Genomic DNA, 26675 nt, shown 5'->3' on the forward strand with positions numbered 1-26675 from the left:
TACCGCTGCATGCGGTAAGGGTCAGCAGGCTGATCATCGCGACCGAGGTGAACGCCATCTGTGTGCTCTGAAAGTTCGTCATACCTGGAGAATATAGATGCAATGTCGCAGTGTATTCTCCTGCGTGTATCCGTCCTGAGACACCTATTCGCGGCACCGATCCATGAAAATACAAGGCGTCCTGCATGCCGCACACTAGCGCCGCCCTCAGCTCACAGCGGTGACCGGAATATGACCGAAACAACGCTGACGAGTGCGTGCTATTCGGGTAGGTTCTCCCACACGCCCTCCCCGCAGACACACGCAGAGATCACAGGCGCACCACACCTCCGGACGGGCACCGCGGCCGTACCGCGGCGGTAGGATCGTCCTGTGCGCGCCTCCGGTGGCACATCCCCCGCCGGAACAGCGGAAGCGCCCTGACGGAGATGCCCTCGGCCTCGGCGGCTTCCGCACATGGGAGGAGCTGAGACCGTGGGCCTCGAGGAGCTGGAGCTGCTGGCGATCGCCGCCGTCCTCGTGATCGTGGGCGTGTCGTACTTCGCGCAGAAGCTGGGGGTGGCCGCACCCATCCTGCTGGTGGTCGTGGGGCTCGCGCTCAGCGTGGTGCCGGGCATTCCCGTGGTCCATGCGGAGCCGGAGCTGATACTCACCATCGTCCTGCCGCCGCTGCTGTACTCGGCGGCGGTGAACATGCCCGTCGTGGACTTCCGGCGGGACATCGGCACCATCAGCGCGCTGTCCGTGGTGCTGGTGCTCGTCTCCGCCTTCGGCTCCGGTCTGCTGCTGTGGTGGATCTTCCCTCAGCTGAGCCTCGCCGCAGCTGTGGCGGTGGGCGCAGTCGTGAGCCCGCCCGACGCCGTCGCGGCGACCGCCGTCGGGAAGAAGCTGGGTCTGCCCCCGCGCCTCCTCACACTCCTGGAGGGAGAGGGGCTCGTCAACGATGCGACCGCGCTGGTGCTCCTGCGCACGGCGGTGGCGGCGACGGCCGGCACCTTCTCGTTCTGGCACGCGCTGGGCGACTTCGCCTACGCCGTGGTGATCGCGATCGCCGTGGGCGCGGTCGTGGGGTTCGTCTCCGTCTGGGTGCGGTCGAAGATCAACCAGCCCGCACTCACGACCGCGATCTCCTTCGCCGTGCCCTTCATCGCCTTCCTCCCTGCGGAGCGGCTGGGGGCCTCGGGCGTCATCGCGGTAGTGGTGGCCGGCCTCATCACCGGCGCCAAGAGCGCGCGGAAGTTCACGGTGCAGGACCGGAGCGCCGAGCGCACCAACTGGCTGACGGTGCAGATGCTCCTGGAGAACGGGGTGTTCCTGCTCATGGGCCTGCAACTCATGCACCTCGTGGACGATGTGGAGAACGTGGGCCTGTCCGTGTGGACGGCCATCTGGGTGGGACTGCTCGTCACCGTCGCACTGATCCTCATCCGCGTGGTCTTCGTGGTGCCGGTGGTGCTCGCGGCGCGCCGGCAGCAGAGGTCGGGGAGGGAGAAGCAGGAGCAGTTCGGACAGATCCTCGACCTCGTGGCCGCGGATGAGCACTTCCGCGAGCAGCACGCGGGCCCGCACGCGCAGCGGGAACTGCGCAGGCTGCAGCGACAGCACGCGGACGCACGCTTCTACGCGGACCAGGGCCTGAGCTGGAAGGGCGGAGCGGTTCTCGCCTGGTCCGGCATGCGCGGCGTGGTCACCCTGGCCGCGGCGCAGTCGCTGCCCTTCGACTTCCCCTACCGCACACAGCTCATCCTCATCGCGTTCGTCGTGGCGCTCGTGACGCTGGTGGGCCAGGGCGGAACGCTGCCCGCGCTCATCCGCTTCCTGGGGATCCGGGGGACGGACGAGGAGAACGCCCGCCGGGAGCTGACCCTGCTCATGAGCGAGCTGAGCGAGGCCGCCGCGGAGCAGGTGCTGAACAACCCGGATCTCCGGCGCAGCGACGGCACGCCGTTCGACCCCGCCGTGCTGGAGCGGGCACGGCAGATGCAGACCAGGATGCAGGACAGGCTCCAGGACACCGAGCACACGGAGGAGCAGAACTCCGCCTTCCAGCAGGCGCTGGAGCTCGAGCAGCTGATCCTCGAGGCACAGCACGACGCGCTCAGCGAGGCCCGTTCCGCCGGCACCTACGGCTCCCACACGATCGCCCGCGCCCAGAAGCGGATCGACAGCAGCCACCTGCGCTTCGCGGGCGAGTGAAGGGGCGGGCTCGGACAGCACACACCGCGTATTCGTCCGGCCGCCCACGCATACGTGGGCGGGTGAGCGCATTCCCGGCGCCGGGGCCGGGGCCGGGCACGCACAGCGCTGTCACCGCGCTGTCACCGCTCCCGAGGCCGCGCCCGCACCCGGATCCGTCGCCCCTGCTCGCCGTGGACGGTGAGGGTCTCCACCGCGGCGGCGTCCACCGGCCCCATCCAGTGCGCCACCCGGGTGTCGAACTCCACGGCCTCTCCGGGCTCCAGGACCAGATCGTGCGTGCCCAGCAGCAGCCGGAGCCTGCCGGAGAGCACGAGCATCCAGACGAAGCCGCGGTGACGGCGCATCTCCTCGGGTTCGTACTCCCAGGCGGGAGCACCGTGGTCGTCGCCGTGGACGTGCGGCACGGGCTCCGGCACCCGGCCGCGCGGCGGATGGATGATCGTCTTCGTCGCGGCGAGGCCGTTGACCGTGGGTGAGAGCGGGATGAGCGTCCGCCCGTCCTTCTCGACGACGTCGAACCGCAGCCGCGGATCGCTGGAGAATCGTGCGCCCACCAGGTCGTCGAGACTCACCCGGTACGCCGAGGCCAGGGCGGCGAGGTGCCCCAGGTGCGGCGTGCGGTTCCCCGTCTCCAGGCGGGACAGCGTGCTCACGGAGATGCCGGTGATCGAGGAGACGGCGGCCAGGCTCATGCCCGCGTGCAGCCGATGACCGCGCAGGGATGCGCCCGCACCGCCGAGCAGCGCTGCCTGGTCCTGAACCTCCACAGGGATCCTCGCTGGAGCCTCCGCGTCGTCCACCGTCCGCCTCCCTCGTGCTTCACCATGTCTGCTCACACCGCGGTTCACCGCCGCACGATTTGCCGGTACGGCAACGAATCTAGCCTCCACCCGAGCCGCGGGTCGACAGTGAGCACGCATCCGGCCGAAGAGCCGCAGACGAAGACGGAGGAGAGACCATGACAACCCGGACGACCACCACCGCCGACGCATCCGCAACCGGCGAGATCGGCAACGCATCCGCAGCCGGCGAGGCCAGCGAGGCCTCCGCGGCCAGCGAAGTCAGCGAGGTCTACGACGTCCTCATCGTGGGCGGCGGGCCCGCCGGCCTGGGCGCGGCCATCGCACTGGGCCGCGCCCTCCGGAGCGTGCTCGTCGTCGATTCCGGCGCACCGCGCAATGTCCGCGCGGAGGGTGCGCACAACGTGGTGGGCAACGAGGGCATCGCCCCGCTGGACCTCCACGCGAAGGGACGGGAGGAGGCACGCGGCTACGGAGCGGTGGTCGCGGACGGGACCGTGGCCTCGGTCGCGGGTGCGCGTGGGGCGGGATTCACCGCCGAGCTGACGGACGGCACCCGGGTGCGCGCCCGGCGCATCCTTCTCGCCACGGGCGCCCGCGACGTGCTGCCCGCGGTCACGGGCCTGGCCGAGAGATTCGGCCGCGACGCCTTCCACTGCCCGTACTGCCACGGCTGGGAGGTCCGCGGCGAGAGGATCGGCGTGATCGCCACCGGTCCGCTGTGGCCGCACCACGCCCAGCTCATCCGGCAGTGGAGCCCCTCCGTCACCGTCATGCTCGGCGAGCAACCGGAACCGGACGAGGCCCTGCGCGCCCGGCTGGCCGCACGCGGGGTGGAGCTGATCAGCGGCGCGGTCGAGGAGGTGCTCGTGAAGGAGGACCGGATCACCGGCGTGCGCACGGCCTCGGGCACGGTCCCTCTCGACGCGGTGCTGACCGGAACCTACGTGAGCGTCGAGAGCGCGCTCACCCGCGGCCTCGGAGTGGCCGTGGAGGACCACCCCAGCGGCATGGGTCAGCAGATCACGGTGGACATGCGCGGGCAGACCACGGTCCCCGGAGTCTTCGCGGCGGGCAACTGCGCGGATGTCACAGCGCAGGTGGGAAGCTCCGCGGCGGCCGGGACGATGGCCGGTGCCCAGATCAACATGGACCTGGTCGAGGAGGACTTCGACGCCGCGCTCGCCGGGGCGGCCGGCCCGTCCTGAGCCCTGCGCCTCCTGAGCCCCGCCCATCCTGAGCCCTGCGCCGCTGCGAGGAGCACAGCCCCGACGAGCACCGCCGCTCCGAGTGCGCGCAGGCGGCCGGAGAACGCGGGACCCCTCCGCGTGTCGCCGGTCACCCTTCGCCTAGGCTGGAGGGGACCTCGCATCCCCGATGAAGGGTGGCTCCGTGACCGTCTCCGAGCAGACCAGGCGGCTGCGCAAGCAGGGCTGGTACGGCGTCAAGAAGCACGTGAAGACGGCGCTGAGCCAGCCGCTCCTCCATCCGCTCATGAGGGCGGTGGCGCTGCGGTCACCGGGGCTGGCGGTGCGCAGGCTGCCGGCGCCGCGCTCTCTGCGCGAGGTGCGCGGACATGTCACCGAGGCCGAGTTCGTCATGCTCCGCCCGGACAGGTGCGAGATCGCCAAGGAGATGTACTGGGGCGGCGGAACGCGTCCGGATCCCCGCGACAGGTTCGCGCTGGAGCTGGTCACACGGCTGTCGCAGGACGCGCGGGTGCTGCTGGACGTGGGCGCGTACACGGGGGTGTTCAGCCTCGCGGCCGCCGCGGCGAACCCCGCGCTCCGCGTGCTGGCCTTCGACATCGTCCCGCCGGTGGTGCGGATGCTCGAGGCCAATGTGGTCCGGAACCGGATGCAGTCGCGGGTGCAGGTCCGTGGCTTCGGGGTGGGCGATCCCGAGGCCACGATGCACATGCCCTCCGCCGATCGGGGACCCGCGCTGCCGTCCTTCTACTCGCAGGAGATGGACTTCGCCAACGGCGTGGATGTGGGCTTCGTGTCGCTGGACTCCCTCACGGACGAGGTGGAGGAGATCGTCGAGGCTGCGCCAAGCGACGCCGAGGCGGGACCTGCCGAGGAGGCGGGCGCCGAGGCCGGAGCGGCCGAGTCGGCCGTGCCCTCGAGTGGGGCCTCCGTCGTGATGAAGATCGACGTGGAGGGCGGGGAGACGGAGGTCTTCGCGCACGGGCAGCGGTTCCTCGCCCGCTTCGCCCCGGACATGCTCTGCGAGGTGCTCCCGGGTGCGGACGCCATGGGGCTCGAGGAACAGCTGGCTCCCCACGGCATGCGGTTCTACGCCGTGGGCGAATCCTGGCTGGAGGAGCGGGAGAGGATCGCGCCGGAGGAGTCCTTCCGCGACTGGTTCTTCACGACCAGGGGGCCGGAGGAGCTGCGCGGACTGGACATCGACGTCCGCTGAGGGACGACGGCTGCGCACTGCTTGCCCGAGGCCTCGGCCCCCGAGGTGCAGGCCCCGGGAAGCCAGCTCACGGTGCTGCCCGACCTCGACCCCCGAGCAGCACCCGGCCTCGCCTCCCCTCAGCCGCGCCTCAGCTGTCCTTCCTCCCCTCGGTGGTGTTGTAGTAGGCGAAGCCGAGCAGGCCCACGCAGATGGCAGCGATGATGCTGGGCTGGAGCAGGAGATCGCTCGCACCGGTGATCAGCGCGGGCCGGGCGATGACGAGGCCCACCACCTGGCTGAACACGAGGACGAACGCCAGCAGCAGGAACACGAGGATCGCGAGCGTGAACAGGACGCGGAAGACGGTTCGAAGGCGGTTCTTCATTTACTCTCACCCCATCGGGACGGGAACGATGCCCAGGGCGATGAGCACGCCCAGGACGAGGAAGGGAACGACGTAGTAGATCACCAGCGGGATGAAGGTCTTCTCCGGACGCGCGCCGGTGATGCCGCTGGCCACGAAGATCGAGCCCGAGGCCGGAGGGGACGCGCCCTCCGTCGAGGCGAACGTGAGGATCGCGATCACCGCCAGCAGCGGATCGACTCCCGCGGCGACGAGGGTGAAGAGAGCCACCTGACCCACGGCGGTGAGCGTCGCCGAGGAGGAGAGCGGCCCGGCGACGAGCACCACGAGCAGACCCACGAGGGTCACGAGCAGCCACTGCGGGATGCTCCACTGGCCGAGGACGGCATCGACGTCAGCAGCGAGGCCGAGTGCGGCGAGCACATCGCTGGCGGCGACCGCGAAGAACAGGATCGCCCCGATCGTGTAGAACTTGGGGACGCTGCCGGCGAAGAAGTCCCACCATCCGCGCAGCGTCCGCGGGAGCTCCCTCCACGCGACCATCGCGCTGATCGCCATCATGAGGACCGGGATCCACACGATGAGCGAGATCGAGTCCATCGCCTCGCCGAAGAGCGCGGGACCGGCGAGCAGATCCGCGAGGGGCCCCACGGAGACGGCGATGGGGATCAGCGCGCCGAGGAAGACGAGGGTCGAGGTCCAGCCCACCCGCAACGCGGTTCTGGGCGATTCGTGCTCGCTGTCCTTCTCCGCCCTGATCCCGTCCCGGCGAACGAACCAGATGAGAAGGAGGAGGCGCCAGATGACCTGGTAGGTGCCGGCCACCAGCAGCGCCAGGTAGACCCCGCTCGTGGTGACGAGTGAACCGGCGAACCCGATCATGATGACCATCGAGGCGCTCGGCGGCAGGGCCGCGCCGAGGCCGGCGTTCCCGGCGATCACGGTCGCGGCGCGTGCGGGCTTCCAGCCGGTGCGCACCATCCACGGACCGGTGATCGCACCGCTGGCCGCTGCATTGCCGGTGTTCGATCCCCCGGCGACGGCTCCCATCGCCCCCGAGGCGAGGGTGTCGACGATGGCAGGTCCGCCGGCCACTCGGCCGAAGAACGAGCTGAGGATCCTGATGAGTCTGTCGATCACCCCGGTCTTCTCCACGAAGTGGGTCATGAAGACGAAGGCGGTGGCGGCGTAGAGCACCTCGTTCTCCGAGGCGCTCGCGACCGCCGCGCCTGCGAACTGAGGGGCCTGCGCACCGGCGAAGAACAGCGTGACGATGAAGCCCAGCAGCATGGCCTCGGCCATGTTGCGCTTCACCACGACGTTCCACACCACGATCACGGCGATGAACGTCGCCAGTGCGATGAGGGCTATGGGCATGGGTATAACCTCTCCTTCGAGGTCGGGCTGAGAGCATGGACTCTCACCGGTCAAGCGGTTCCGGGCTGATGCCCGTGGATGTGCGGCGGGCCGAGCAGGACGACCGTGACACCCTGTCCGGACACCGAGTCTGGCCCGGTGTCCGGACAGCGACAGCGCGTGTCTGAGCTCCGCGCTCAGGCGCCGGCTCTGATCGCCTCCTGACGATTGCGCTCGTCCTGTATGACGGCGCGGCCGCCCATGACGAGGCTCTCCGCGCGGAGGGCGGGAACGACGAGGACCCCGTCGGAATCGGCGACGACGTAGTCCCCCGGGGCGCACACCGCACCGCCCAGGGAGATCGCCTCCCCGAGCCGGTACGGCCCGTGCTTGTAGGGACCTGCCGGCGAGACGCCCGCCGCCCAGACCGGGAAGCCGAGCGCCTCCAGCTCGTCCGCATCGCGCACGGAGCCGTCGATGATCATTCCGGCGATGCCTTTCCTCTGCGACCGCTCGGCCATCAGCTCGCCGATGAGAGCGCGCTCGGTATGGCCGCCTCCGTCCACGACGATGACATCGCCCGGGGCCGCCTGACGGATCGCCTCGTGGATGCCGAGGTTGTCACCGGGGCGGGTGTGGACCGGGAAGGCGCGGCCGGCCACCGGAGCGCTCTTCCACACCGGTTTGACGGCGGCGCGCACGAACCCCAGGCGATCCCCTGCATCCCCGAGTGCGGAGGTCGGTATCTGCCGCAGCGCATCGGCGAGGCTCAGGTCCCCGGCCGCGTCCGCCGCCTGGTTCGCGCTCGCCGACTCACGCGCGAGCCGGAGGTGGGTCGCCTGGGCGCCCCGGGTCATCGGCCACTCCCCCCGATGGGCGGTGAGCAGATCGAGGCTGGCCTGCAGTTCGGCCCCACGGCGGGCGGCGTGCAGCGAGGTGCCGCTCCACAGCCTGTCCAGTGCCTGCTCGCCGTCGGTGATCGCCTCCGCGATCTGCTGCCGCACCCAGTCCGCCTGGCCCACTGCCTCGCCGGCCTCCATCGACTCCGTGATGAGGGCGCCGAGGCCCTTCATGAAGACGCTGCGCAGGAGCTTCCGCTTCGAGGCGTCGCCCACCTCGCCGCCGATGGGCTCGGCGTGCGCACCGATCGTCCCGAGAAGCTCCGCGGCCTCGGCGGCGTGCGGACCGGAGAGCAGCACGTGCACCTGTGCGCCGTACTTGCGGACGGAGCCGATCACCGCGCCGTCGACCACTCGCCCCGCAGCGCCGATGGCCTCGGCGATCTCCTCCTTGAGCTGAGGGGAGGCCGCATTGAGGTCCAGATACACCGCGCCCGGCCGCAGGTGCTCCGCGGCATCGCGGGCGGCCTGGAGCGCGGGCCGCGCCGTCGTCAGGCCCATCACCAGGTCAGCGTCCCTCACCGCCTCGGCCTGGGTCTCAGCCTTCTCCACGCCCAACGCCACCTCGACGTCCCGCGGATCGTAACCGCTGACGGTATGGCCTGCCTGGGCGTACGCCTCCGCATACAGGGATCCCGCTTCCCCGAGTCCCAGAATCGCTACCTTCACACGACCTCCTTATCGTTGAGTGATAATTTCTATCATTCAGTGCAGTGATGCGATTCATAGTGGTGGCACAGACCATGCGGTGTCAAGACGGCGGAAGCGCATTGGCTATCGTGGCGACAGACGGACCGGCAGGTGCGGCTCCGCGGTGGAGTCGCTGAACACGAGGGCGAATGGCAGACGAATCAGGGCAGAGCAGAGGCACCAACCAGGGACGCACACTCGAGCGCGCGCTCGATGTCCTGGAATGCGTGGGCGAGTCCCGCCAGCCCATGAGCCTCACCCAGATCTCCCGCTCGACCGGACTGCACGTCGCGACCACGCAGAGACTGATCAGGACCCTGGTGCGCCGCGACTACCTCACCGCGTCCACGCTGGGCTACTCGCTGGGCCCGCGCGTGCTGGCCCACGCCCACTCCTTCGTGCTGCAGGACCGCCTCACCCGGGTCTCCCAGAAGGTGCTCACCGACCTCACCGCCGCCACCTCGCTGACCTCCTCGGTCTTTGTGAGGTCGGGCGGCGAACGCATCCTCATTGCGCGCGTGGAGGCGCCCGATCCCCTCAGCTACTACTTCCCGGTGGGCCAGAAGCTGCCGCTCCGCGTGGGCGGCGGGAAGGTGCTCCTGGCATACCTCGACGAGGAGGACCGCGGCGAGCTGCTCGCCGCGGAGGAGGACACGGTGCTCGCGGACGGGCGCATGCAGACCGTGGAGCAGTTGGAGCGCGATCTGGAGTCGGTGAGGGCGGACGGATACTTCATCAGCACCTCTGAACGCCACACGGGCACCGTCAGCATCACCGCACCCGTATGGGGCCCGGAGGGAGAGCTGCTGGCGGCGATCAACCTGGTCGCCCACCACGGCACCCTCGACGCCGAGGGCATGAGCGCCCACCGCACCACGCTCATGCAGGCCAGCCGGCTGATCACCTCACAGGTCTGAGCGCGCTCGAGACCTGAGCGCGCTCGCGGACTCAGAGGATCGGAGTCGCCCCGCCGTCCACGCGAAGCGCCGTGCCGGTGATGAAGCTCGCCCGTTCGCTGGCGAGGAAGGCGACAGCGGCTCCGAGCTCCTCGGGCTCTCCCAGCCTGCGCGCAGGCACGGAGGCCAGTGAGCCTGCAAGGACCTCCTCCACGCTGACTCCGCGTGCCTCGGCGGACGCCTGGTTCACCTGGCGGACCCGTTCGGTGTCGAAACGCCCGGGCAGCACGGCGTTGAGGGTGACTCCCTCGGCCGCCACCTCACCGGCGAGGGTCTTGAGCAGCGCCATCAGCGCAGGTCGCCCCAGATTGGAGAGCGCGAGACCGGGGATCGGTGCTTCCACGCTGGTGGAGCTGATCGCGACCACTCGTCCCCAACCGCGCTCCCGCATGGGCGGAAGCAGGCGCTGCAGAAGCGTCGCCTGTGCCACCACAAGACTGTCGAGGGCTGACCGCACCGCCGCGGTGGAGAGCTCAGCGGCAGTCCCCGGTGCCGGCCCCGGCCCGTTGAGGACGAGCACATCGATGCCGCCCAGGCTTTCGCACGCCAGTTCCGCCAGACGTTCGGCGCCCTCCTCGGTGGTGATATCGCAGCCGAGGCCCACTGCGTCCGGGAGAAGAGCAGCCTGTTCCTCGGCCACCCGCACATCACGCCCGTGCACCGCCACCCGCGCTCCGGCCGCCGCCAGCTCCTGCGCACTGGCCCAGCCCAGCCCCTTCGTCGAGGAGCAGACCAGCGCCGTGCGCCCTCGCAGTCCCAGTTCCATGTCGAAGAGGCTCCTTCATCTCGCCATCGGTGTGCGGGCCCGCTCCAGCCTGTCGCCTGTTCGTCCTCGACGCCGGCGGCGGGCCCAGCTGCGTCCGAGGATGTCCTCTCCGATGATACGCATCCGGGTCGCCGAAGAGTTCTCGGAGATCTTCGTCCACCCCGCATCCCTGCCGATCTGTGTGGACACGCCGTGCAGCAGACTGCGAACAAGCGCCTCGTCCGCACACCTCGGTTCCGCCCGCTGGACAAGCACTGCTACAACGAGGCAATGTGAGGCCTCATGACCTCAGACGCGCGCGTACCGCAGACTCCGGTGCAGCAGGAGCCCGCACAGACCGCCGAGATCCGGGCCGTCGCAGACCGTCCCGTGGACGAGGGCCTTGATCCTGCGCTCATCGACGAAGCGCGGACCCGCATCACGGATCAGGTGCGCACGGTTCCCACCACCGGTGATCTGCTCCGCTCACCGGACGGTGCCGCCATGTCCTTCGCGCTGGAATTCATGCAGCACACGGGCACCTTCAAGGCCCGTGGGGCACTGAACTTCCTCCGGGCTCATGCGGAGGACGGCACGCTTCCCAGCGCCGGAGTCACGATCGCCTCCGGCGGCAACGCAGGAGTGGCATGCGCCTGGGCGGCGCGGCAGGCAGGAGCGCGAGCCACGGTCTTCCTGCCGGAAACGGCACCCGCACCCAAGGTGTCGCGGCTGCGCTCCTACGGCGCGAACGTCCGCCTGCACGGCAGCGAGTACGCCGAGGCCGCGGCGGCCTGCGCAGACTTCGCCGCAGAATCAGGCGCGCTGCTGTCCCATGCCTACGACCTCCCCCTCATCCAGGCGGGAGCGGGCACCCTCGTGGACGAGATCCTCACCTCCCGGCCGGACATCACAGCCATCGCCGTGTCCGTGGGCGGAGGCGGACTGTTCGCCGGTGTCTCCGCAGCAGCACGGCGACGGGGTCTGCGCGTCATCGCCGTGGAACCGGAGCACTGCTGCGCACTGCACGCCGGAATCGAAGCGGGTGTTCCCGTGGACGTCGCAGTGGACTCCGTGGCGGCGGACTCCCTGGGAGCCCGTCGGGTCTCCGCTGCCGCACTGCAGGAGGCACAGCTGCCGCACGTCTCCACCGTCCTCGTCGACGACGCCTCGATCCTCGCCGCCCGTGAATCGCTCTGGGCCGAGCACAGGCTGGTCGTGGAGCATGCGGCGGCCACAGCCCTCGCCGGCGTCATGCACGAGGAGGCGCTCACCGGGCTGACCGCTGAGGACCGTGTGTGCGTGGTGCTGTGCGGCGCCAACACGGACCCCTCGACGCTGGCCTGAGACCGACGCACTCGACAGGTCTTGTGTCCGCGGGCGGAGCCTACCGCTGGAAAGCACCCGACGGCTCACGGCGCACCCCACCCGCTCAGGACCTGCCCCGCCGCCCGCTCATGACCAGGCCTGCCCCGGCAGCCAATCCCCGGCTGACAGCACGCATGACCTGCCACTTCTGACTCACGGCCGGCGCGCACAGCAGCGGAAGCGCCGCTGGGTGACACGGATCGGGCGTTCCGCATCAAGCTGCGCGAGCGTGCTCAGGTGCGGATCGACCTCGAATCCCGGCACGTCCCACGGCACGAGAGCCATGTAGGTGACGAGTGCCTCGGCGTCTGAGAACTCCATCGTTCCCGCCCATTCGTCCGCGTGCGTCACTCGCAGACCAGCGGCCTCCGCCTCAGTCTCCGCGTTGGCGAGCCGCACGTGGGGAGCCTGCGGCTCGCCGCCGAACCAGTCGCGGAGCTCCTGCGCGTCTCGCCCGTCCACCTGCTGGTTGAGGAACAGCCCACCACGGCGGAGCACGCGGGCGATCTCTGCGATGTCGAACGACTCGTGACGGCACATCACCAGGTCCACCGAGGCGTCCGGGAAGGGCAGGCGGTCTCCGCGGTCGGCGTCGTAGTCGTAGACCGTCACACCCCACGGCTCCAGCGCTGTTCGGGCACGCGGCAGGTTGGGCGGCCACGCCTCCGTCGCGCTGACCTTCCGAGGCCCGTCCCGCCCAGCACCGCCGCTCTCACCCACCTCCCGCAGCAGGCGGATGAGCCGCTCGCCCCCGCCGGTGCCCAGATCCACCGCCGCCGAGGCCTCGGCGAGCACCCGGGCGCACTGCGCCTCGAAGTCCCACGGCGGGTCGTCGGCCGCCAGGCGACCGTCCAGCACGGAGAAGTCCCAGCCGTGCATCGCGGTGCCGGCGTGCGCCGCCCGCAGACGGACGGCGAACTCACGAGCAGCGGTGTCCGAGGTATGCGTCATCGTCGATCAGCTCCTTCTCCCGGACGCTACCCGCCTCACACGCCTCCCGGAACCCGGCACTCAGAACTCAGCACCCAGAACCCGGGCCCGCACCGAAATCCCGAGCCTCCTGCCCTCGGAGACCATCCCCCGCCCCCGGAGAACTCCCCCTACGCCCGGATCGCGTCGACGATCCTGGCGCGGGTGGCGATGAGCGCCGGCACGAACCCCGCGACGGCACCGGAGAGCACCGCCACGAGGAAGCCCACCACTGCTGCGGAGAACGGGAAGCTCGGCGTCACATTCATGCCCTCGGAGACGAAGGAGAGCACCTGGGGCGAGCGCAGTGCGAGCACGGACACCGCGATGCCCACCACGCCGGCGATGCTGGTGGCGACCACGGACTCCATGAGCACGGAGAAGAACACGCGCGCACCGGTGGCGCCGAAGCTCCGGCGGATCCCGATCTCGCGCACCCGCTGCTGCACCGTCACGAGCGCGATGTTCACCAGACCCAGCACACCCAGGAACAGGATGAGCCCCGCAATGCCCAGGAGCGCCAGACGCAGGGTCGCCAGGGGATCGCCGCCCTCCTGGAACAGATCCACTCTCCACACCTCCCAGCTCTCGCCCGTCGCCTTCGTCAGACGACTGCTGAGCTGAGTGCTGAGCTCCTCGGAGATCTCGGACGGCACCCAGGCCTGCATGGTGAGGCCCAGCTCCGGTCCGGCCAGCTGCGTCGTGGACGGCGAGCCCGCCAGCATGAAGGCCTCGCCGCTGTCGTAGTCGTTCCCCGGGGTCACACCCACCACGGTCACCGCCACGGGGTCGCCCCCGCTCGCCGGGCCCAGGCTCAGGGAGAACGGCAGATCCGCTCGCGTCCGCCCCGACCACTCCAGCATGTTCTCGTTGACGACGGCGGACGGTGCGAGGTTCTGCTCCTCGCCGGGGGAGAACCAGCGGCCGGCCACCAGACCCACACTGTGCATGGTCTGCCAGTCGTGCTCCACGAGGGAGGCGCTGACGAACTGCTCGCCCATCTCCGAATCCATCACGGCATCCACGTATCCGCTCACCGACGAGTGCCCGATCCCGAACTCTTCGAGCACCGGATCCACGGCCGCGCGCATCGCCCGGGGGTCGGCTCCCAGCTCACCGCCGGCAGGCTGGAGCTCCAGGGTGGCGTCGCGGCCGCCCATCTGCTCGTAGTTCACCCGGAAGTTGTCCTGCACGAGGGTGGACATGGCCACCACCATCGTCAGCGAGGCCACGGCCACCGCCACTCCCACGAGTGAGAGTAGGACGCGCAGCTTGTGGATCCGCAGCTCCTGCCACGCCTCGATGAGCGATCCCAGGAGAGCGCCCGTCATCGGAGCTCACCGCCTTCCAGCGTGAAGCGCCGGTTCGCACGGGAGGCGATGGCGGCATCGTGGGTGATGGTGATGAGCGCGGCGGAGGACTCCGCCGCGGTCTCCGCGAGCAGGTCCATGACGACGCCGCCGGTCTCCACGTCGAGCGCACCGGTGGGCTCATCGGCCAGCAGCAGCCGAGGCCGGCGCACCAGTGCGCGGGCGATCGCCACGCGCTGCTGCTCACCGCCGGACAGCCGCGCCGGCAGCTGCGCCGCGCGGTGGGCCAGACCCAGCCGCTCGAGCACCTCGAGGGCGCGGCGCTTGCGGGTGCGGACCTCGGCGGCGGTGCCGTAGAGCAGCGGATGGGCCACGTTCTCCAGGGCCGTGCGGCCCGGCAGCAGGTTGAACTGCTGGAACACGAATCCGATCTGCCTCCCCCGCACCTGGGCGGCGCGGCGGGCGGAGAACGTGGCGGCGGGCACGCCGTCGAGCTCCACGGTGCCGGCGGTGGGCCGGTCGAGCAGCCCCAGGATATTCAGCAGGGTGGACTTGCCGGTGCCGGAGCGGCCCACGATCCCCACGTGGTCGCCCTCCTCGACCGTGAGATCGACGCTCCGGAGGATCTGCAGGGCACCGCCGTCCGGCAGCGTCACGGTGCGCGCCACACCCTCGAGGCGAAGGAGCGGAGCACTCACCACATCATCTCCTCTTCCCCGAAGCCCATGTCGTCCTCCGGCTCGGTGCCCGGCACGTACTCGAGGATCATCTCGCCCTCCTCCAGGCCCTCGCGCACCTCGGCCTGCACACCGTCGCTGAGGCCCATCGTCACCTCGCGCTCCTGCGGCTCCCCGTTCTCGTCGAGCGTCCAGACGACGGCGTCCTCACCCAGGCCGCGGACAGCGGTCACGGGCACCACCAGCACGTCCTCGACGGTGCCGGAGTCCACGCTCAGCGTCATGTCCAGGCCGTTGTAGACCTTCACCTTCTCCGGCACGGCGCACCGCAGCTGCGTGCTGCCGCCGGATTCAGGCTCCGTCATCTCTCCCGTGTAGGGATCGACCTCACCCTGGTCCCCGCCTCCACCCGCAGGCGGTGCCCCGGCCTCCACGAGCCTCAGCCCGGTGCAGTCGAACGGCGCCGGGCCGCCGGTGATCGTGATCTCCGCTTCCTCCGGGATCGTCTCCAGGCGGTAGAGGTCCACCGGCGGGATGTCCGCCACCGCGCTGTAGTCGCGCTTGGAGAGGGTGAGGGCCTCGTCGCCCTTGGCGACCTCATCGCCCACCTCGAGGGAGAAGGAGTCCACGGTGCCGTCCGCCGGTGCCACGACGGTGTGGTAGCTGGGCCGCGCCCGAGGTGCCGGTGCCGCGTCCGCCGCCTCCTCGCCGCCCTCGGCCCCGCCCGCATTGGACTCTCCTGCGGAATCCTCGGCCGGCGGCTCCTCTCCCTCCACCTGGATCTGGAACAGCTGGGCACCCTGGAGGACCTCCTGGCCCGGGGCGGCCCAGATGTGGTTGACGGTTCCGGAGTGAGTGGCCTTCACCGGCACGGGATCCACGACGGTGATGGTCCCGGAGGCCGTGAGCCGGGACTCGATGGTGCCCCTCTCCACCATCGTCTCCGTTCCCAGGAGCTCCCCGGTGGGGAACTCCTCGGAGGCGCCCGCGTCCGCATTCGGCCGGAAGGCGAGCCAGGCCAGGGAGACGGCGATGACGACGAGGACGAGGAGGTATGCGATGGGCAGGATCACGCGTCGGAATATCTGCACAGGCGGGTCCTTTTCAGTGAGCTCTCGTGTTCAGCGGATTCTCACATCCGATGCATTTCCGCACAGGCCGGAGGTCCGAACTGCCCATACAGTAGACCGAAGCGCGGACGCGTTTTCCCTGCTCATGCCCTGGGACCGCAAAAGTCATGAGAGCGTTATCGGATTCCCACTCAATTCCGAGGCTTCCCATTCACTGCGCCGGAAGATACTCCGCAGGGGTGACGACTTCAGGAGCCGACGCAGCTAAAGTGCCGCATGCCGCCGCCCTCCCGACGGCCGGCGGAGCAGCCCCAGCACCACCCCGCACGCCACCAGCAGGGCACCTGCCCACTGGAGCGGGGCGAGCCGCTCGCCGGCCACCGCGATCCCCAGCAGCGCACCGGTCAGCGGATTGAGCAGACCCACGACGCCCACCGCCCCCGCAGGCAGCCGCCGCAGTCCGGTGAACCACGCGGTGTACGCCACCGCCGTGGCGATGAGTCCGGCATAGGCGAAGGCGGCGACCTCGGATCCCTCCAGCGGCCTCGGCATCCCTTCCACCAGCAGCGCGACAGGCACGAGGAGGAGGCCCGCGGCAGTCAGCTGCCAGGCGGTGAAGACGAAGGGCGAGACCGGCGGCTGCCAGCGCTTGGTGAGCACGAAGCCCAGCGAGGAGGACGCCATCGCGAGGAGGGAGGCGGCCACGCCCCACGGATCGAGTCCGCCCGCGGCTCCATTCACCAGCAGTGCCACACCCGCCAGCCCCAGCACGGCTCCGGTCCAGCGCAGCGGTGAGGCCTTCTCCCCCAGCAGCAGGCGGGCGAACGCCATCGTGGCGAGCGCGGAGCAGGCCATGAGGGTCGCGGCGACCCCGGAGGGGAGCCTGCTGCCGGCCACGTAGACGAGGACGAAGAATCCGCCGATCGACAGCGTCGAGATCACCAGCGTCCTCCACCACCAGCTCCCACGGGGCAGCCGCCGCGCTAACAGCAGCAGGAGGAGACCGGCCGGCAGGGCACGGAGCGCGGATCCGGAGAGCGGCATGCCCGCCGGCAGCCACTGGCGCGTGACGAAGTAGGTGGAACCCCAGGCGACCGGGGCGAGGGCGGTGAAGAGCAGCATCCTCGAGTATTTCGCTTCCATGGAAGCAACTATAGCTTCCCGGGAAGCGATTAGGATGTGAGCATGCCCTCCTCGCACAGCAGCCCAGAGACGCACCCCGCGGCCGAGGACCACGTCGACAGGGTCCAGGCGGAGTGGCGGCGCGAGCGGCCGGAGGTCGACCTCGGGCCGCAGTCGGTGATCGCCCGCCTGCACCGCGTCGCGAACACGCTCACAGCACGCCTGGTCGAGGTCTACCGGCAGCACGGGCTGAGCGAAGGGGAGTTCGACGTGCTCTGCGCCCTGCGGCGCGCCGGGGAGCCCTATGCGCGGCAGCCCGCGGAGCTCGCGCGCACCACCGTCGTCACCACCGGCGGGCTCACCAAGCGCCTCGACGCCCTCGAACGCAGAGGCCTGGTGGTGCGCGAGCACTCGGGCGGCGACGGGCGCACGAAGATCGCACGGCTCACCCCCGCCGGGCGGCAGCTCATCGACACGGCCTTCACGGCGCACATGGACAACGAGGCCGCGCTCGTGAACGCGCTGGGCGAGGGCGAACGCGCGGAGATGGAACGTCTCCTCCGCACCTGGCAGACAGCACTGGATGCGGAGAGCGCGCAGCACTGAGAGGATCGAGGGCCAGAATCAGAGAGGACCAGCACCGATGACCACATGGACCACCCGACCGGAGACGCCGGACGACATCGCCGTCGTGCACGCGGTCAACGCCGCCGCCTTTCCCACGGAGGAGGAGGCGAATCTCGTCGACGCGCTGCGCGCGGACCCGGAGGCGTGGATCGAGGGGCTCTCGACCGTCACAGTCGACGAGTCCGGCACCGTGGTGGGGCACGCCCTCCTCACCCGCTGCACGGTGGGCGGGGAGCCGGCGCTGGCGCTCGCACCGTGCGCCGTGCTGCCGGACCACCAGCGGACGGGCGCCGGAGGGGCGGCGATCCGTGCAGGGCTGGAAGCCGCCTCGAAGCAGGGCGAGAACCTCGTCGTGGTCCTGGGCCATGCGGAGTACTACCCGCGCTTCGGCTTCGTTCCGGCCTCGGGCCTGGGCGTGACTGCGCCCTTCGAGGTGCCGGACGAGGCCTTCATGGCCCTGCTCCTGCACCCGGAGCGGGAAGCGCCCCGCGGGGCCATCGCCTACCCCGCCGCCTTCGGCGTGTGAGGGGCAGGAGGAGCCGGGCGGCAGTGCCCGGTGGAGCGGCCGGCAACCGCGCCTGCATGCAGATGTGAGCGCGCAGGCCCTCGGACATGTATGCTGGACTCACCTGCGAACCCGGCAACGGGTTCCCTGCGTCGTAAGGACGCCTCGTCACAGAGACCGTGTCGTTTCCCGGTCCATGTTTCCGAAGCCATTTCCTCTCGGCGATCGAGAGCGCCGCCCGGCGTTCCCGCCCCCTGCCGGGAAACGGCTCCTGTCACCACAGGGTGATGCGCGCAGCTGTGCTCCGGCACGTTGAAAGGCTCTCCCATAGCTCCCTCATCGAACGCGACGGCCACGTCAGCGAAGACCACCACCGCCTCCACCACCTTCGCCCAGCTGGGCGTGCCGCAGGCGCTCGTCGAGTCCCTGCGCGCAGAAGGCAAGACCGAGGCCTTCCCCATCCAGCAGGACACCCTGCCGGACACCCTCACCGGTCGCGATGTGCTGGGCCGCGGCAAGACCGGCTCCGGCAAGACGCTGGCCTTCTCCATCCCCATGGCGGCACGGCTGGCGGCCTCGCAGTCCGGCCCGCGGCAGCCTCGGCGCCCCCGCGGCCTGGTCCTGGCGCCCACCCGCGAACTCGCGACCCAGATCGCCAACGTCCTCACCCCGCTGGCCGAGGCCTGCGGCATGAAGACGACCACCATCTACGGCGGCGTCAACCAGAAGCGCCAGGAGACCGCCCTCAACGCGGGCGTGGACATCGTGGTGGCATGCCCCGGCCGCCTCGAGGACCTGCTGCAGCAGGGCGTCCTCACCCTCGAGGACGTGGAGATCACGGTGCTCGACGAGGCCGATCACATGGCCGACCTCGGCTTCCTCCCCGGCGTCACCCGCATCCTGCAGAAGACCCCGAAGGACGGGCAGCGGATGTTCTTCTCCGCGACGCTGGACAACGGCGTGGACAAGCTGGTGCGCAAGTTCCTCCACAACGAGATCCTGCACTCCGTGGACGACCCCACCTCGCACGTCTCCGCGATGACGCACTACGTCTTCGAGGTCTCCAACGACGACAAGAAGGATCTGGTGCACACGCTGGCCTCCGGCACGGGGCGACGCATCCTCTTCACGCGCACCAAGCACCAGGCGAAGCGCTTCGCCAAGCAGCTCACGGCGCAGGGCATCCCGGCGGTGGACCTCCACGGCAACCTCTCGCAGGGTCAGCGCGACCGCAACCTCGCGGCGTTCAGCGGCGGGGACGTCAACGTCCTCGTGGCCACGGACGTCGCTGCGCGCGGTGTGCACGTGGACTCCGTGGAGCTGGTGGTCCACGTGGATCCCCCGGCGGAGCACAAGGCATACCTGCACCGCTCCGGCCGCACCGCCCGCGCCGGCAGCTCCGGCGACGTCGTCACCGTGATGCTGCCGGAACAGCGCAAGGACACCCAGGTGCTCCTCCGCAAGGCCGCCATCAAGGTCACGCCGGTCACGGTCACGGCCGAATCCGCCGCGGTGAAGGAGCTCGTGGGCGAGGTGGCTCCGTACGTGGCACCGCAGCCCAAGGAGCAGCCGCAGCAGCAGTCCGGACAGAAGCAGGGCGGCGGACGCTCATCGCGCCGCGGCGGTCGCGGAGGCCGAGGTGCCGGCCAGGGTGCGCAGGGCGGACAGGGCCAGCAGGGCGGCCAGGGCGGTCGCAGTCGTCAGGGCGGCTCAGGTGGCTCGGGTCGTTCCGGCGGTCAGGGCTCACGCGCTCAGGGCGGTGCGGGCCGCAGCGACAACCGCGCCGGTCGGGGCGGCCAGAGCGGCTCCGGCCGCTCGGGTGCTCAGGGCGGACGAGGCCCCGCGGCACGCAGCAGCCAGGGCGACAACTCGCGTCCCAGCCAGGGCGGACAGGCCACCCGCGGCGAGGCGCGGAACCAGGGAGCCCGCAGCCAGGGCGGCCGCGGCACCAGCGCGGAGAGCCGTCGCCGCCGCAGCGACCGCGCCGCCGGCCGCGGCACCGGCTCGCGCACCGTCTACTCGACCAGCAGCTGAGCTCAGCTCACTTCTGAGCTCAAGCATCGGTTGAGCTCAATCCACAGCTGGATAACGGAACCGAGCACGAGGCCCGGGTTCATCGCTTCCGAGCGATGAACCCGGGCCTCGTTCTGTGCCAGAGGAGCTGCAGATACCCCCGCATACGCGGGGAGGTGGGGGCGCGAGTGCATAACTCAACAACGAGACTCGCTCACCGATCGAAAACCAATCGCGAAAAAATGCTACCGCTATCGGCATAAAAGACCTAGGCTTCACACACTAAACAAAGAAACGTTGGAGGCAACGATGCCGCACCTGCACACCTACCTTGTGTCCCCTCCGCTGCGTGACCTCCTCGTCAAGGACCGCAAACGCGGACATGTGCATGTCATGTCAGCGTTTCCCTGGGTCAACGACGACGCGCCGCGAGCAGCCATGAGCATTCTCTGGCATATCGACGCCCGTCGCCGGTTGCTCACAGTGCAATCCTCCCGGGCGCCGACTGCTCCGGCCCTGCTCGGGGACCGTCAGAGCGTCGAAGACATGAAGGACCCCGCAGCAGGCAATGAGCTCGAACTCCAGGTGTTGATCGCCTGCCAGAAGACCCCGCCGTCACAGGTGCCGGAATCCCTGCGGGCGCAGCTGAAGGAACGCCCCGAAGGCCATACTCCTGGCACCCCCATGCCGCCGGGCAAGGGCCGCGCTTATCGATCGCGACTGGTCGTGGTGCCTGAGAAGGAACGACTCACCTGGTTGGCGCGCACCTTCGAACGCAACGGTCTGCGCGTCGCAGAGGAAGCCCTCGATGTCTCCCCTCTGCTCCACGCGAACCTGGGCCGCCGAGGTCGCGGAATCCCGGCGGTCGAAGTCACCGCACGCGGCACGGTCGTAGATGTTCCTGCGTTCACCCGAGCTCTCCGCACAGGCATCGGCAAGGGCCGCACCTATGGTCTCGGCCTCCTCCGTACCCGGCGTCCCTGACCTATCGGAGCCCGCGTCTCCCCCACCACTCACATCGCGGGCGCCGCCCGCGTCCGCAGCCCCACCATCAGCGCCGGACCGACCGCAGGAGGACACATCATGTCGAAGACACTCAAGGACATCGTCAAGGAGCACGTGGCGGACCCGGCTGTCGCCGGACTCGCCCTGGAGACCGTGCACAGGCCTCTCGGCGGGTCCAGCGCCGCCGTCTCCCCGCCCACGTACAGTCGGCCGGAAGAGGATAGGAGCAAGGCTCCCTACCATGCCGTCTCCGACGGCGCGTTCATCCCTGCACGCGACGAATCGGGTTGGTACAGCGCCATTCGACGCAATGCCGATGGCAGTCCGGTGCTCGGCCCGCGCGTGGTGCTCGACAGCGTTGGAGCGCAGAGCGGGGCATCAGAGACATGCCTCTGGCACAGCCAGGATCGTCTGGGCATCTCCCTCCCCGCGCTCATCGTCGGAGGCGACAGTGCGCCTGAAGATGGCGCCGGACTGGATGCGCAAGTCGCGGCGGCTCTCGGAGTGGAGGTGTCCACTTGGGAGGCTGCGCATCGCCACAACGATGCCTGGGTGAAGTTCGCCGAGACCATGGACGGCACACCGGTGTGGCAGGACGAGAGCAGCGGATCGGTCAAGGAGCTCATCACGACGACGAGCGCCCGCACCGGTGAGCAGCTGTACCGGTACTTCCCGAACGCGGCCGTCTACGGTTTCTGGCTGTCATCGGGCTCAGCGGCCCGCCACAAGATGCCTCGTGCGTACTCTTCGGAGATCGTCGGCTATGGCGCCCGGGCCGTGAAGACAGGTGCGACCAAACTCGACCCTGTCGGTGGTGCGTCAGAGAAGTCGAATGTGGGGTTCCGCAATAACGAACTCACCACCGGCCCCAAGGGCAAGAAGCCTTCTGCAGCGGGCTTCGGACAGGTGCCGCGCACTGTGTATGTGACGCAGTACGCATGCGAGCTGATCCTGCAGCAGGCAAGCATCTCGCTCAGCGTCCTCCGCTCGATCGGCTTCGCTGACCCCGCCGTGAAACAGAGCGCCCTGACGACCCTGACACTTCTCGCTCTCACCGGCCATGCCCTCGCTGGAGAGGACGGGTTCCTGCGGACGGGCTGCGCGCTGGTCCCCGTCGAACAGCGTTTCGGCTGGGTCTCGCGCGGCAGCGCCACGCCGGAGGCGCTCGAGATCGAGTCGACAGATGCGGTCATCGAGGCTCTGCGGGAGTCGGTCGAGGAGACTGCCGGCCTCGGCCTCGCATTGGCTGAGCCGATCCGTCTGCGCTACTCCGCCGCCGAACGCCAACTGATCACTGAACGTGTGGAAATCGAGCGTGCCAAGGCCTTCGACGGGGGAGAATGATGGCAATCGCTGTCACCGTTCGTCTGCTGAGGCCGGCCTTCCACGGGCTGGACAGTCAGGGGCAGGCGCAGTGGCCGCCCGCCCCTGTGCGCTTACTGGGCGCCCTGAAAGCAGGCGCCCATGCACTCGGAGATTCGCAGACAGCGAAGCGCGCGCACACAGCATTGGCGCGCATCGCAGGATCGCCGCCACCTGTGATCCACACTCCGGAAGCGAAGGACCTGCGGATCCCGGGAACCTATACCGACAGGACTTGGCTGCCTGAGAAGCTCACTTCCGCTCACGGGAGCAAGCCAGAGCAGTACCTCGGACTCGAAGCCTTCGGTCTGGACTCCAAGAACCGCGACCTCAAACCGCAAGGCGCGATGGCGCTCGCTGGGCACGTGATCGATGTGCACGTCGACGTCGACCTTTCGTCGGACGAGATCGAGGCACTCGACGCGGCTGCGGCACTCGTTCCGTACTTCGGGCGGTCCCAGGACCACGCGATGCTCCAGGTCCGGCCTGTTGAGCGAGGCTCGACGCCGTCATCGAGCTGCGTCAGCTGGTATCCGCGCGAGGATGCCGCGGGCCAGACGCGCGGTTGGCAACCGAACACCATCGAGTGGATGGACGAGAACTACACGCGCGTCTTCGGAGAGGATCCAGCGCTGCGTGTACTTCCACCCCTGGCCGCGGTCGCCTACACCCGTTCGCTGACGTACCACCGTGTCCGAGTGCGTAAGGGGTCGATGACCGTCATCCCTCTCGAGACGTCCATCGAGCAGCACCGGGTGCAGAAGCTGTTCCTGGAGATGTCCCGACTGATGCCGTCCGGCTGGCATGTCTTCCCACTCACAGTGAGTGGGCACGCGGCTGCCGACGGCAGGCTCGTCGGAGTCGGTCTGCTCGGACCGGAGGGCCACGACTGGGCGCAATCGCCCGCACAGCTCGTGCTTGAAGCAGTTGCGAACGCCAATCTTCCTTCAGGCAGGTCGGTGCGGCTCTCGGGAGCTCACGAGCCGAGCACATGGGAGAACCCGTCTCGCCGGTGGATCTCGACGACGCCGCTGCGAGGATTCCCCGATGCGCGGGTCCTCTCGCATGTCCTCGCCGAGGAGATCGCTGCCCGGTATGGCTCGGCTTCGGTGGTGCTGGACGCCCAGGCGTCACCGGTACGAGCACAAGACCACCGTTGGTCCAGTGAAGGACTCACGGACGGCTTCGGCCAGTGGTGGGTGACCATCGAGACCGCGGACGAGATCGAAGGGCCGCTCATGCTCGGCGCGTCGACCGACCGCGGCTTCGGGATGTTTCGGCCCATCGACTCCGCTGCGAGGAGCCAGTCATGACCACGAGTACGCCATTTCCGACTTTCACGGAGTTTCTGACAGCGATCCACGGCTTCGCCCCACACGCCTGGCAGGTGGATCTGGAGCGCAATCTGCGAGAGACCGGTCAATGGCCGTGGCACGTCGCGGTGCCGACGGGGCTGGGCAAGACAGCGACCATCGACATCGCCGTCTATGATCTGGCCCGGCAGTGCCATGTGGGAGGCACCCGGACAGCACCCCAGCGCATCTTCCACGTTGTGGACCGGCAGCGGATCATCAACTCGACCGCTGCTCACGCCACCCTTCTCGCTGATCGGGTCAACGGTGCAACGTCCGGTCCGCTGAAAGTCGTCCGAGACGCTCTCGCGCAGCTGCGCAGCGCGGGCGATGATCTTGTCGTCGCGGTAAGCGGCATCCACGGCGAACATCCCGATGACCAGGCGTGGATGCGAGCGACAGGGTGTTCGATCATCTCACTCACTGCGCATCAGTATGTCTCGCGACTGCTGCTGCGCGGTTACGGCGTCAGCCCCGGAACTCGTTCGATCCCGGCTGGACTGTGCGGCATCGATTCCCTCGTCCTGTTCGATGAACCGCACCTGTCGGTGCAGAGCGTCCACACGATTCATCGGGTGCAGCAGCTGCAGGCACGAGCGTCCGAGGATCTCGGCCTCCCGCCCCTGCACATGGTGCTGCTCGGGGCGACAGTACCGCCCGCACTCACCTCGCTCGATCACAGCGAGCGTGGAACGCTCATCCTGGACCGCGAATCGGAGACAGGACCGGCAGCAGCCGAGCGTCTTGCAGCGAGAAGAACCGGCTTCTTGCAGTGGGTGAAACCGACAGACGGCGAAGTCAGGAAGGCACTGGTCACTGCGGCGAAGGAGGCGTGGGGAAGGAACGCGCAGCGGGTCGTCGTCTTCGCCAACACGGTGGAGACCGCTCAGGAGGTGTATCGCGACCTCGCCAGCCAACGGAAGACAGAGCCTTCGTCGGTCGTGCTGCTGACCTCGCACTCCCGCCCCATCGACAGGGCCGAGTTGGAAGGGAAACTCGTCGAGGGCCCGCGCACCGTGGTCGCCACACAGACCCTCGAGGTGGGCGTCGACCTCACCTTCGACGAACTTGTCACGGAAATTCCGTCGTGGGCGTCGCTGACGCAGCGGCTCGGCCGCCTCAACCGGGACGGCACGTCGAACGACCACGGACGGGCGACCGTCGTCGCCGGATGGGATGACGAAGCTGACAAACCGATCGCGAGAAAGGGCAGCGCAGCTGTCTACGGCGAGAGCACCGTGGAGTCGGCAACGCTTCTGCTGCGGAGACAGCACGTGCTGACGAAGGGCCGGGGCATCGACATGGGGTTCGACGGCTTGCGCGCGATTGCGGCATCGGACGGGTTCGATGCGATGGCGCTGGAGGGCGAGCCGACGCGGATCGCAACTCTCACCGAGTCACATCTTCCTCTGCTCGCGCAGACCCGGCCGGTTCCTGACCCGGACATCCCGGTCGATGCGCTGATCAGCGGCCCCGATGCCGAGCAGGCGCATGAGGTCGCCGTCGCGTGGCGCGACGAGCTCTCAGTGTTCGACGTCCCGAAAGCCCCGCGCGTGGATCCCAGCGAATACGTCAGTGTTCGTCGGCACCGTTTGGACGCGTTTCTCGCGAAGCTCCGATGGAACCCTGCTCGCGGCAGCACAGCTTCAAGCACACTTGAGAGGATTCGCATCTGGAACCCGCAACAGGAATGCTGGATGCCCCCACGTAACCGCGCAGATGTGCGCAGTGCGCCGTCGGTCATCCTGTCCAGCAGCCTCGGCGGCTACTCCCCCGCACTCGGCTGGACCGGGGCACCGGAAGATGTCGGCCGGCTCGATGTCTCGGGCGAGGCGGTGCTGCGTGTGCTGAGAGCCAGCGCAGAAGCAGGCAGGTCGATCTCTGCCGACCTTGTGCTGACTCGATCACTGTGGACGCGGCTCACCGACGACGACAGCCCCAGCGGCATCAAGGGTCTTGAGACCAAAGATCTTGCCGACGAGCTCGCGCTGCTTGGAGCTCACGTTGCCGACGAGGAAGACGATGAGGAACTCGAGCTGCTGGAGCACGCAGCACGGACCTTCGCCGCACGCCTCGCAGCGTGCTGCGGTCTCACCGTGGTGGCGGACCGCCTGCAGGTTCTGCAGAGCAGCCGCCGGGCCGTCGTCGTGAGATTCGCACGGGACGCGAAGACGAAAGACTCAGCTGTACAGACCCTTGACGAGCACCGGCGTCAGGTAGCTGCGTGGTCGGACGCCGATGCCGCCGCTGCGGGGCTATCGCAAGCGCTCGCTGACGTGCTGCTGCTCGCAGGCCTTCATCATGATGACGGGAAGCTGCGCCCGGAGTGGCAGATGTCCGTCGGAGGGAACGAGTTGGCGCCGCTTGCGCGCCCTGGACGCTGGCTCTCCGCCCAGGAACAGGCTGCGCGGCGCAGGGCATGCGGTCTTGAGGACGGGTGGCGGCACGAAGAGGCGTCAGTCTGCCTGCTTGGGCCAGCGCCGGCTCTGCTCATTCACCTCGTCGGTTCGCATCACGGATGGTACCGGCCGATACTGCCGCCGATTCGGCTCGTCAGCCAGGGCGATCGCGAGTATTCGCGTGCGCTCGGCCATTCCGACCGGTTCGCGGAACTCAACCAGAGGTTCGGTATCTGGGGGCTGGCCTACCTGGAAGCCGTTCTACGCCTCGCTGACTGGCGAGCAGCCGCGAACGCGGTGGACTGCACGCCCCGGGCTGTGTCGGTGAAAGATCTTGCGCCTGATCCAGTCGGCATAGGAGCGAGTGACGAGCTTCCGGGCGTGCACCGGCTGGAAGGCCTTCGAACTCATCCGATGACAGGCTGGTATGCGGCGATCGGACTGCTGGTATCAGCCCGGAAGACAGACCCGGAAGCGACGATCC

General features: G+C 69.2%; 22 protein-coding genes. 12 read left to right on the forward strand and 10 right to left on the reverse strand.

The genetic code is table 11. The features are described 5' to 3' along the window. The first annotated feature begins 456 nt into the window (after positions 1-456). Positions 457-2196 carry a cation:proton antiporter gene (locus tag ABD240_RS06735; protein WP_291797846.1) on the forward strand — a complete coding sequence of 580 codons (1740 nt, stop codon included), beginning with the start codon at positions 457-459 and terminating at the stop codon, positions 2194-2196. Between the two features lie 122 nt (positions 2197-2318). On the opposite strand, the gene ABD240_RS06740 is transcribed toward ABD240_RS06735, so the two are convergent. Then, entirely contained in the window at positions 2319-2966 is a 648-nt protein-coding gene (locus tag ABD240_RS06740; protein WP_291797849.1) for a helix-turn-helix domain-containing protein, read from the reverse strand. A gap of 191 nt (positions 2967-3157) precedes the next feature. Here ABD240_RS06740 and ABD240_RS06745 point away from each other — a divergent pair, with 191 nt between their 5' ends. Then, entirely contained in the window at positions 3158-4207 is a 1050-nt protein-coding gene (locus ABD240_RS06745; protein WP_344336461.1) for an NAD(P)/FAD-dependent oxidoreductase, read from the forward strand. 184 nt (positions 4208-4391) lie between these two features. Continuing rightward, entirely contained in the window at positions 4392-5423 is a 1032-nt protein-coding gene (locus ABD240_RS06750) for an FkbM family methyltransferase (RefSeq protein ID WP_344336463.1), read from the forward strand. Between the two features lie 130 nt (positions 5424-5553). Here ABD240_RS06750 and ABD240_RS06755 read toward each other — a convergent pair whose 3' ends face one another. The 3 genes from ABD240_RS06755 to ABD240_RS06765 all read right to left on the reverse strand — a co-directional run bounded on the left by ABD240_RS06755 (position 5554) and on the right by ABD240_RS06765 (position 8693). Next, positions 5554-5790 (reverse strand): hypothetical protein, encoded by a 237-nt coding sequence (locus ABD240_RS06755; protein WP_344336465.1) that lies wholly within the window; start codon positions 5788-5790, stop codon positions 5554-5556. A gap of 6 nt (positions 5791-5796) precedes the next feature. After that, on the reverse strand, positions 5797-7146 hold the full coding sequence (locus tag ABD240_RS06760) for a TRAP transporter large permease subunit (RefSeq protein WP_344336468.1): 1350 nt from the start codon (positions 7144-7146) through the stop codon (positions 5797-5799). Positions 7147-7322: 176 nt separating this feature from the next. Continuing rightward, positions 7323-8693 carry an RraA family protein gene (locus ABD240_RS06765; RefSeq protein ID WP_344336471.1) on the reverse strand — a complete coding sequence of 457 codons (1371 nt, stop codon included), beginning with the start codon at positions 8691-8693 and terminating at the stop codon, positions 7323-7325. A gap of 170 nt (positions 8694-8863) precedes the next feature. On the opposite strand from ABD240_RS06765, the gene ABD240_RS06770 reads away from it, so the two are divergent. Continuing rightward, complete coding sequence (locus ABD240_RS06770; protein ID WP_291799103.1) at positions 8864-9631, forward strand: IclR family transcriptional regulator; 768 nt, start codon at positions 8864-8866, stop codon at positions 9629-9631. A gap of 31 nt (positions 9632-9662) precedes the next feature. Here the strand turns inward: ABD240_RS06770 and ABD240_RS06775 are convergent, their stop codons facing one another. Then, positions 9663-10436 (reverse strand): SDR family oxidoreductase, encoded by a 774-nt coding sequence (locus ABD240_RS06775; RefSeq protein ID WP_344336475.1) that lies wholly within the window; start codon positions 10434-10436, stop codon positions 9663-9665. A 282-nt stretch (positions 10437-10718) separates the two neighbouring features. On the opposite strand from ABD240_RS06775, the gene ABD240_RS06780 reads away from it, so the two are divergent. Then, a complete protein-coding gene (locus ABD240_RS06780; RefSeq protein ID WP_344336477.1) occupies positions 10719-11759 on the forward strand; it encodes a serine/threonine dehydratase in 1041 nt (346 codons plus the stop codon). A 174-nt stretch (positions 11760-11933) separates the two neighbouring features. Here the strand turns inward: ABD240_RS06780 and ABD240_RS06785 are convergent, their stop codons facing one another. From ABD240_RS06785 to ABD240_RS06805, 5 genes are all read right to left on the reverse strand, one after another. After that, the gene (locus tag ABD240_RS06785) at positions 11934-12731 is read right to left on the reverse strand and encodes a class I SAM-dependent methyltransferase (protein WP_344336480.1); all 798 of its coding nucleotides are present in this window, start codon (positions 12729-12731) and stop codon (positions 11934-11936) included. Positions 12732-12880: 149 nt separating this feature from the next. Continuing rightward, positions 12881-14080 carry an ABC transporter permease gene (locus ABD240_RS06790; protein WP_291799118.1) on the reverse strand — a complete coding sequence of 400 codons (1200 nt, stop codon included), beginning with the start codon at positions 14078-14080 and terminating at the stop codon, positions 12881-12883. Continuing rightward, entirely contained in the window at positions 14077-14757 is a 681-nt protein-coding gene (locus ABD240_RS06795) for an ABC transporter ATP-binding protein (protein WP_344336485.1), read from the reverse strand. Before ABD240_RS06795 ends, ABD240_RS06790 begins: the two co-directional genes overlap by 4 nt. Beyond that, positions 14754-15827, reverse strand: coding sequence for an efflux RND transporter periplasmic adaptor subunit (locus tag ABD240_RS06800; RefSeq protein WP_344336488.1), 1074 nt, complete (start codon positions 15825-15827; stop codon positions 14754-14756). The genes ABD240_RS06795 and ABD240_RS06800 overlap by 4 nt, the downstream gene beginning before the upstream one ends. Positions 15828-16070: 243 nt before the next feature. Further along, complete coding sequence (locus ABD240_RS06805) at positions 16071-16949, reverse strand: EamA family transporter (RefSeq protein WP_344336490.1); 879 nt, start codon at positions 16947-16949, stop codon at positions 16071-16073. 42 nt (positions 16950-16991) lie between these two features. Here ABD240_RS06805 and ABD240_RS06810 point away from each other — a divergent pair, with 42 nt between their 5' ends. The 7 genes from ABD240_RS06810 to cas3g all read left to right on the forward strand — a co-directional run. After that, on the forward strand, positions 16992-17534 hold the full coding sequence (locus ABD240_RS06810) for a MarR family winged helix-turn-helix transcriptional regulator (protein WP_291799130.1): 543 nt from the start codon (positions 16992-16994) through the stop codon (positions 17532-17534). Between the two features lie 37 nt (positions 17535-17571). Beyond that, entirely contained in the window at positions 17572-18081 is a 510-nt protein-coding gene (locus ABD240_RS06815) for a GNAT family N-acetyltransferase (RefSeq protein WP_344336493.1), read from the forward strand. A 306-nt stretch (positions 18082-18387) separates the two neighbouring features. Continuing rightward, positions 18388-20094, forward strand: a complete 1707-nt coding sequence (locus ABD240_RS06820; protein WP_344336677.1) for a DEAD/DEAH box helicase — start codon at positions 18388-18390, stop codon at positions 20092-20094. 288 nt (positions 20095-20382) lie between these two features. Continuing rightward, entirely contained in the window at positions 20383-21057 is a 675-nt protein-coding gene (locus tag ABD240_RS06825; protein WP_344336495.1) for a type I-E CRISPR-associated protein Cas6/Cse3/CasE, read from the forward strand. 99 nt (positions 21058-21156) lie between these two features. Further along, the gene (locus tag ABD240_RS06830) at positions 21157-22422 is read left to right on the forward strand and encodes a type I-G CRISPR-associated protein Cas7 (RefSeq protein ID WP_344336496.1); all 1266 of its coding nucleotides are present in this window, start codon (positions 21157-21159) and stop codon (positions 22420-22422) included. Continuing rightward, positions 22422-23753 (forward strand): type I-G CRISPR-associated protein Csb2, encoded by a 1332-nt coding sequence (gene csb2 / locus ABD240_RS06835; protein ID WP_344336498.1) that lies wholly within the window; start codon positions 22422-22424, stop codon positions 23751-23753. The genes ABD240_RS06830 and csb2 overlap by 1 nt, the downstream gene beginning before the upstream one ends. Then, the coding region (cas3g, locus tag ABD240_RS06840) for a type I-G CRISPR-associated helicase/endonuclease Cas3g (protein WP_344336499.1) at positions 23750-26675 on the forward strand (2926 nt) is incomplete at its 3' end. The genes csb2 and cas3g, both read left to right, overlap by 4 nt.

The sequence above is a fragment of the Brevibacterium salitolerans genome (assembly GCF_039531405.1).
Lineage (GTDB): Bacteria > Actinomycetota > Actinomycetes > Actinomycetales > Brevibacteriaceae > Brevibacterium > Brevibacterium salitolerans.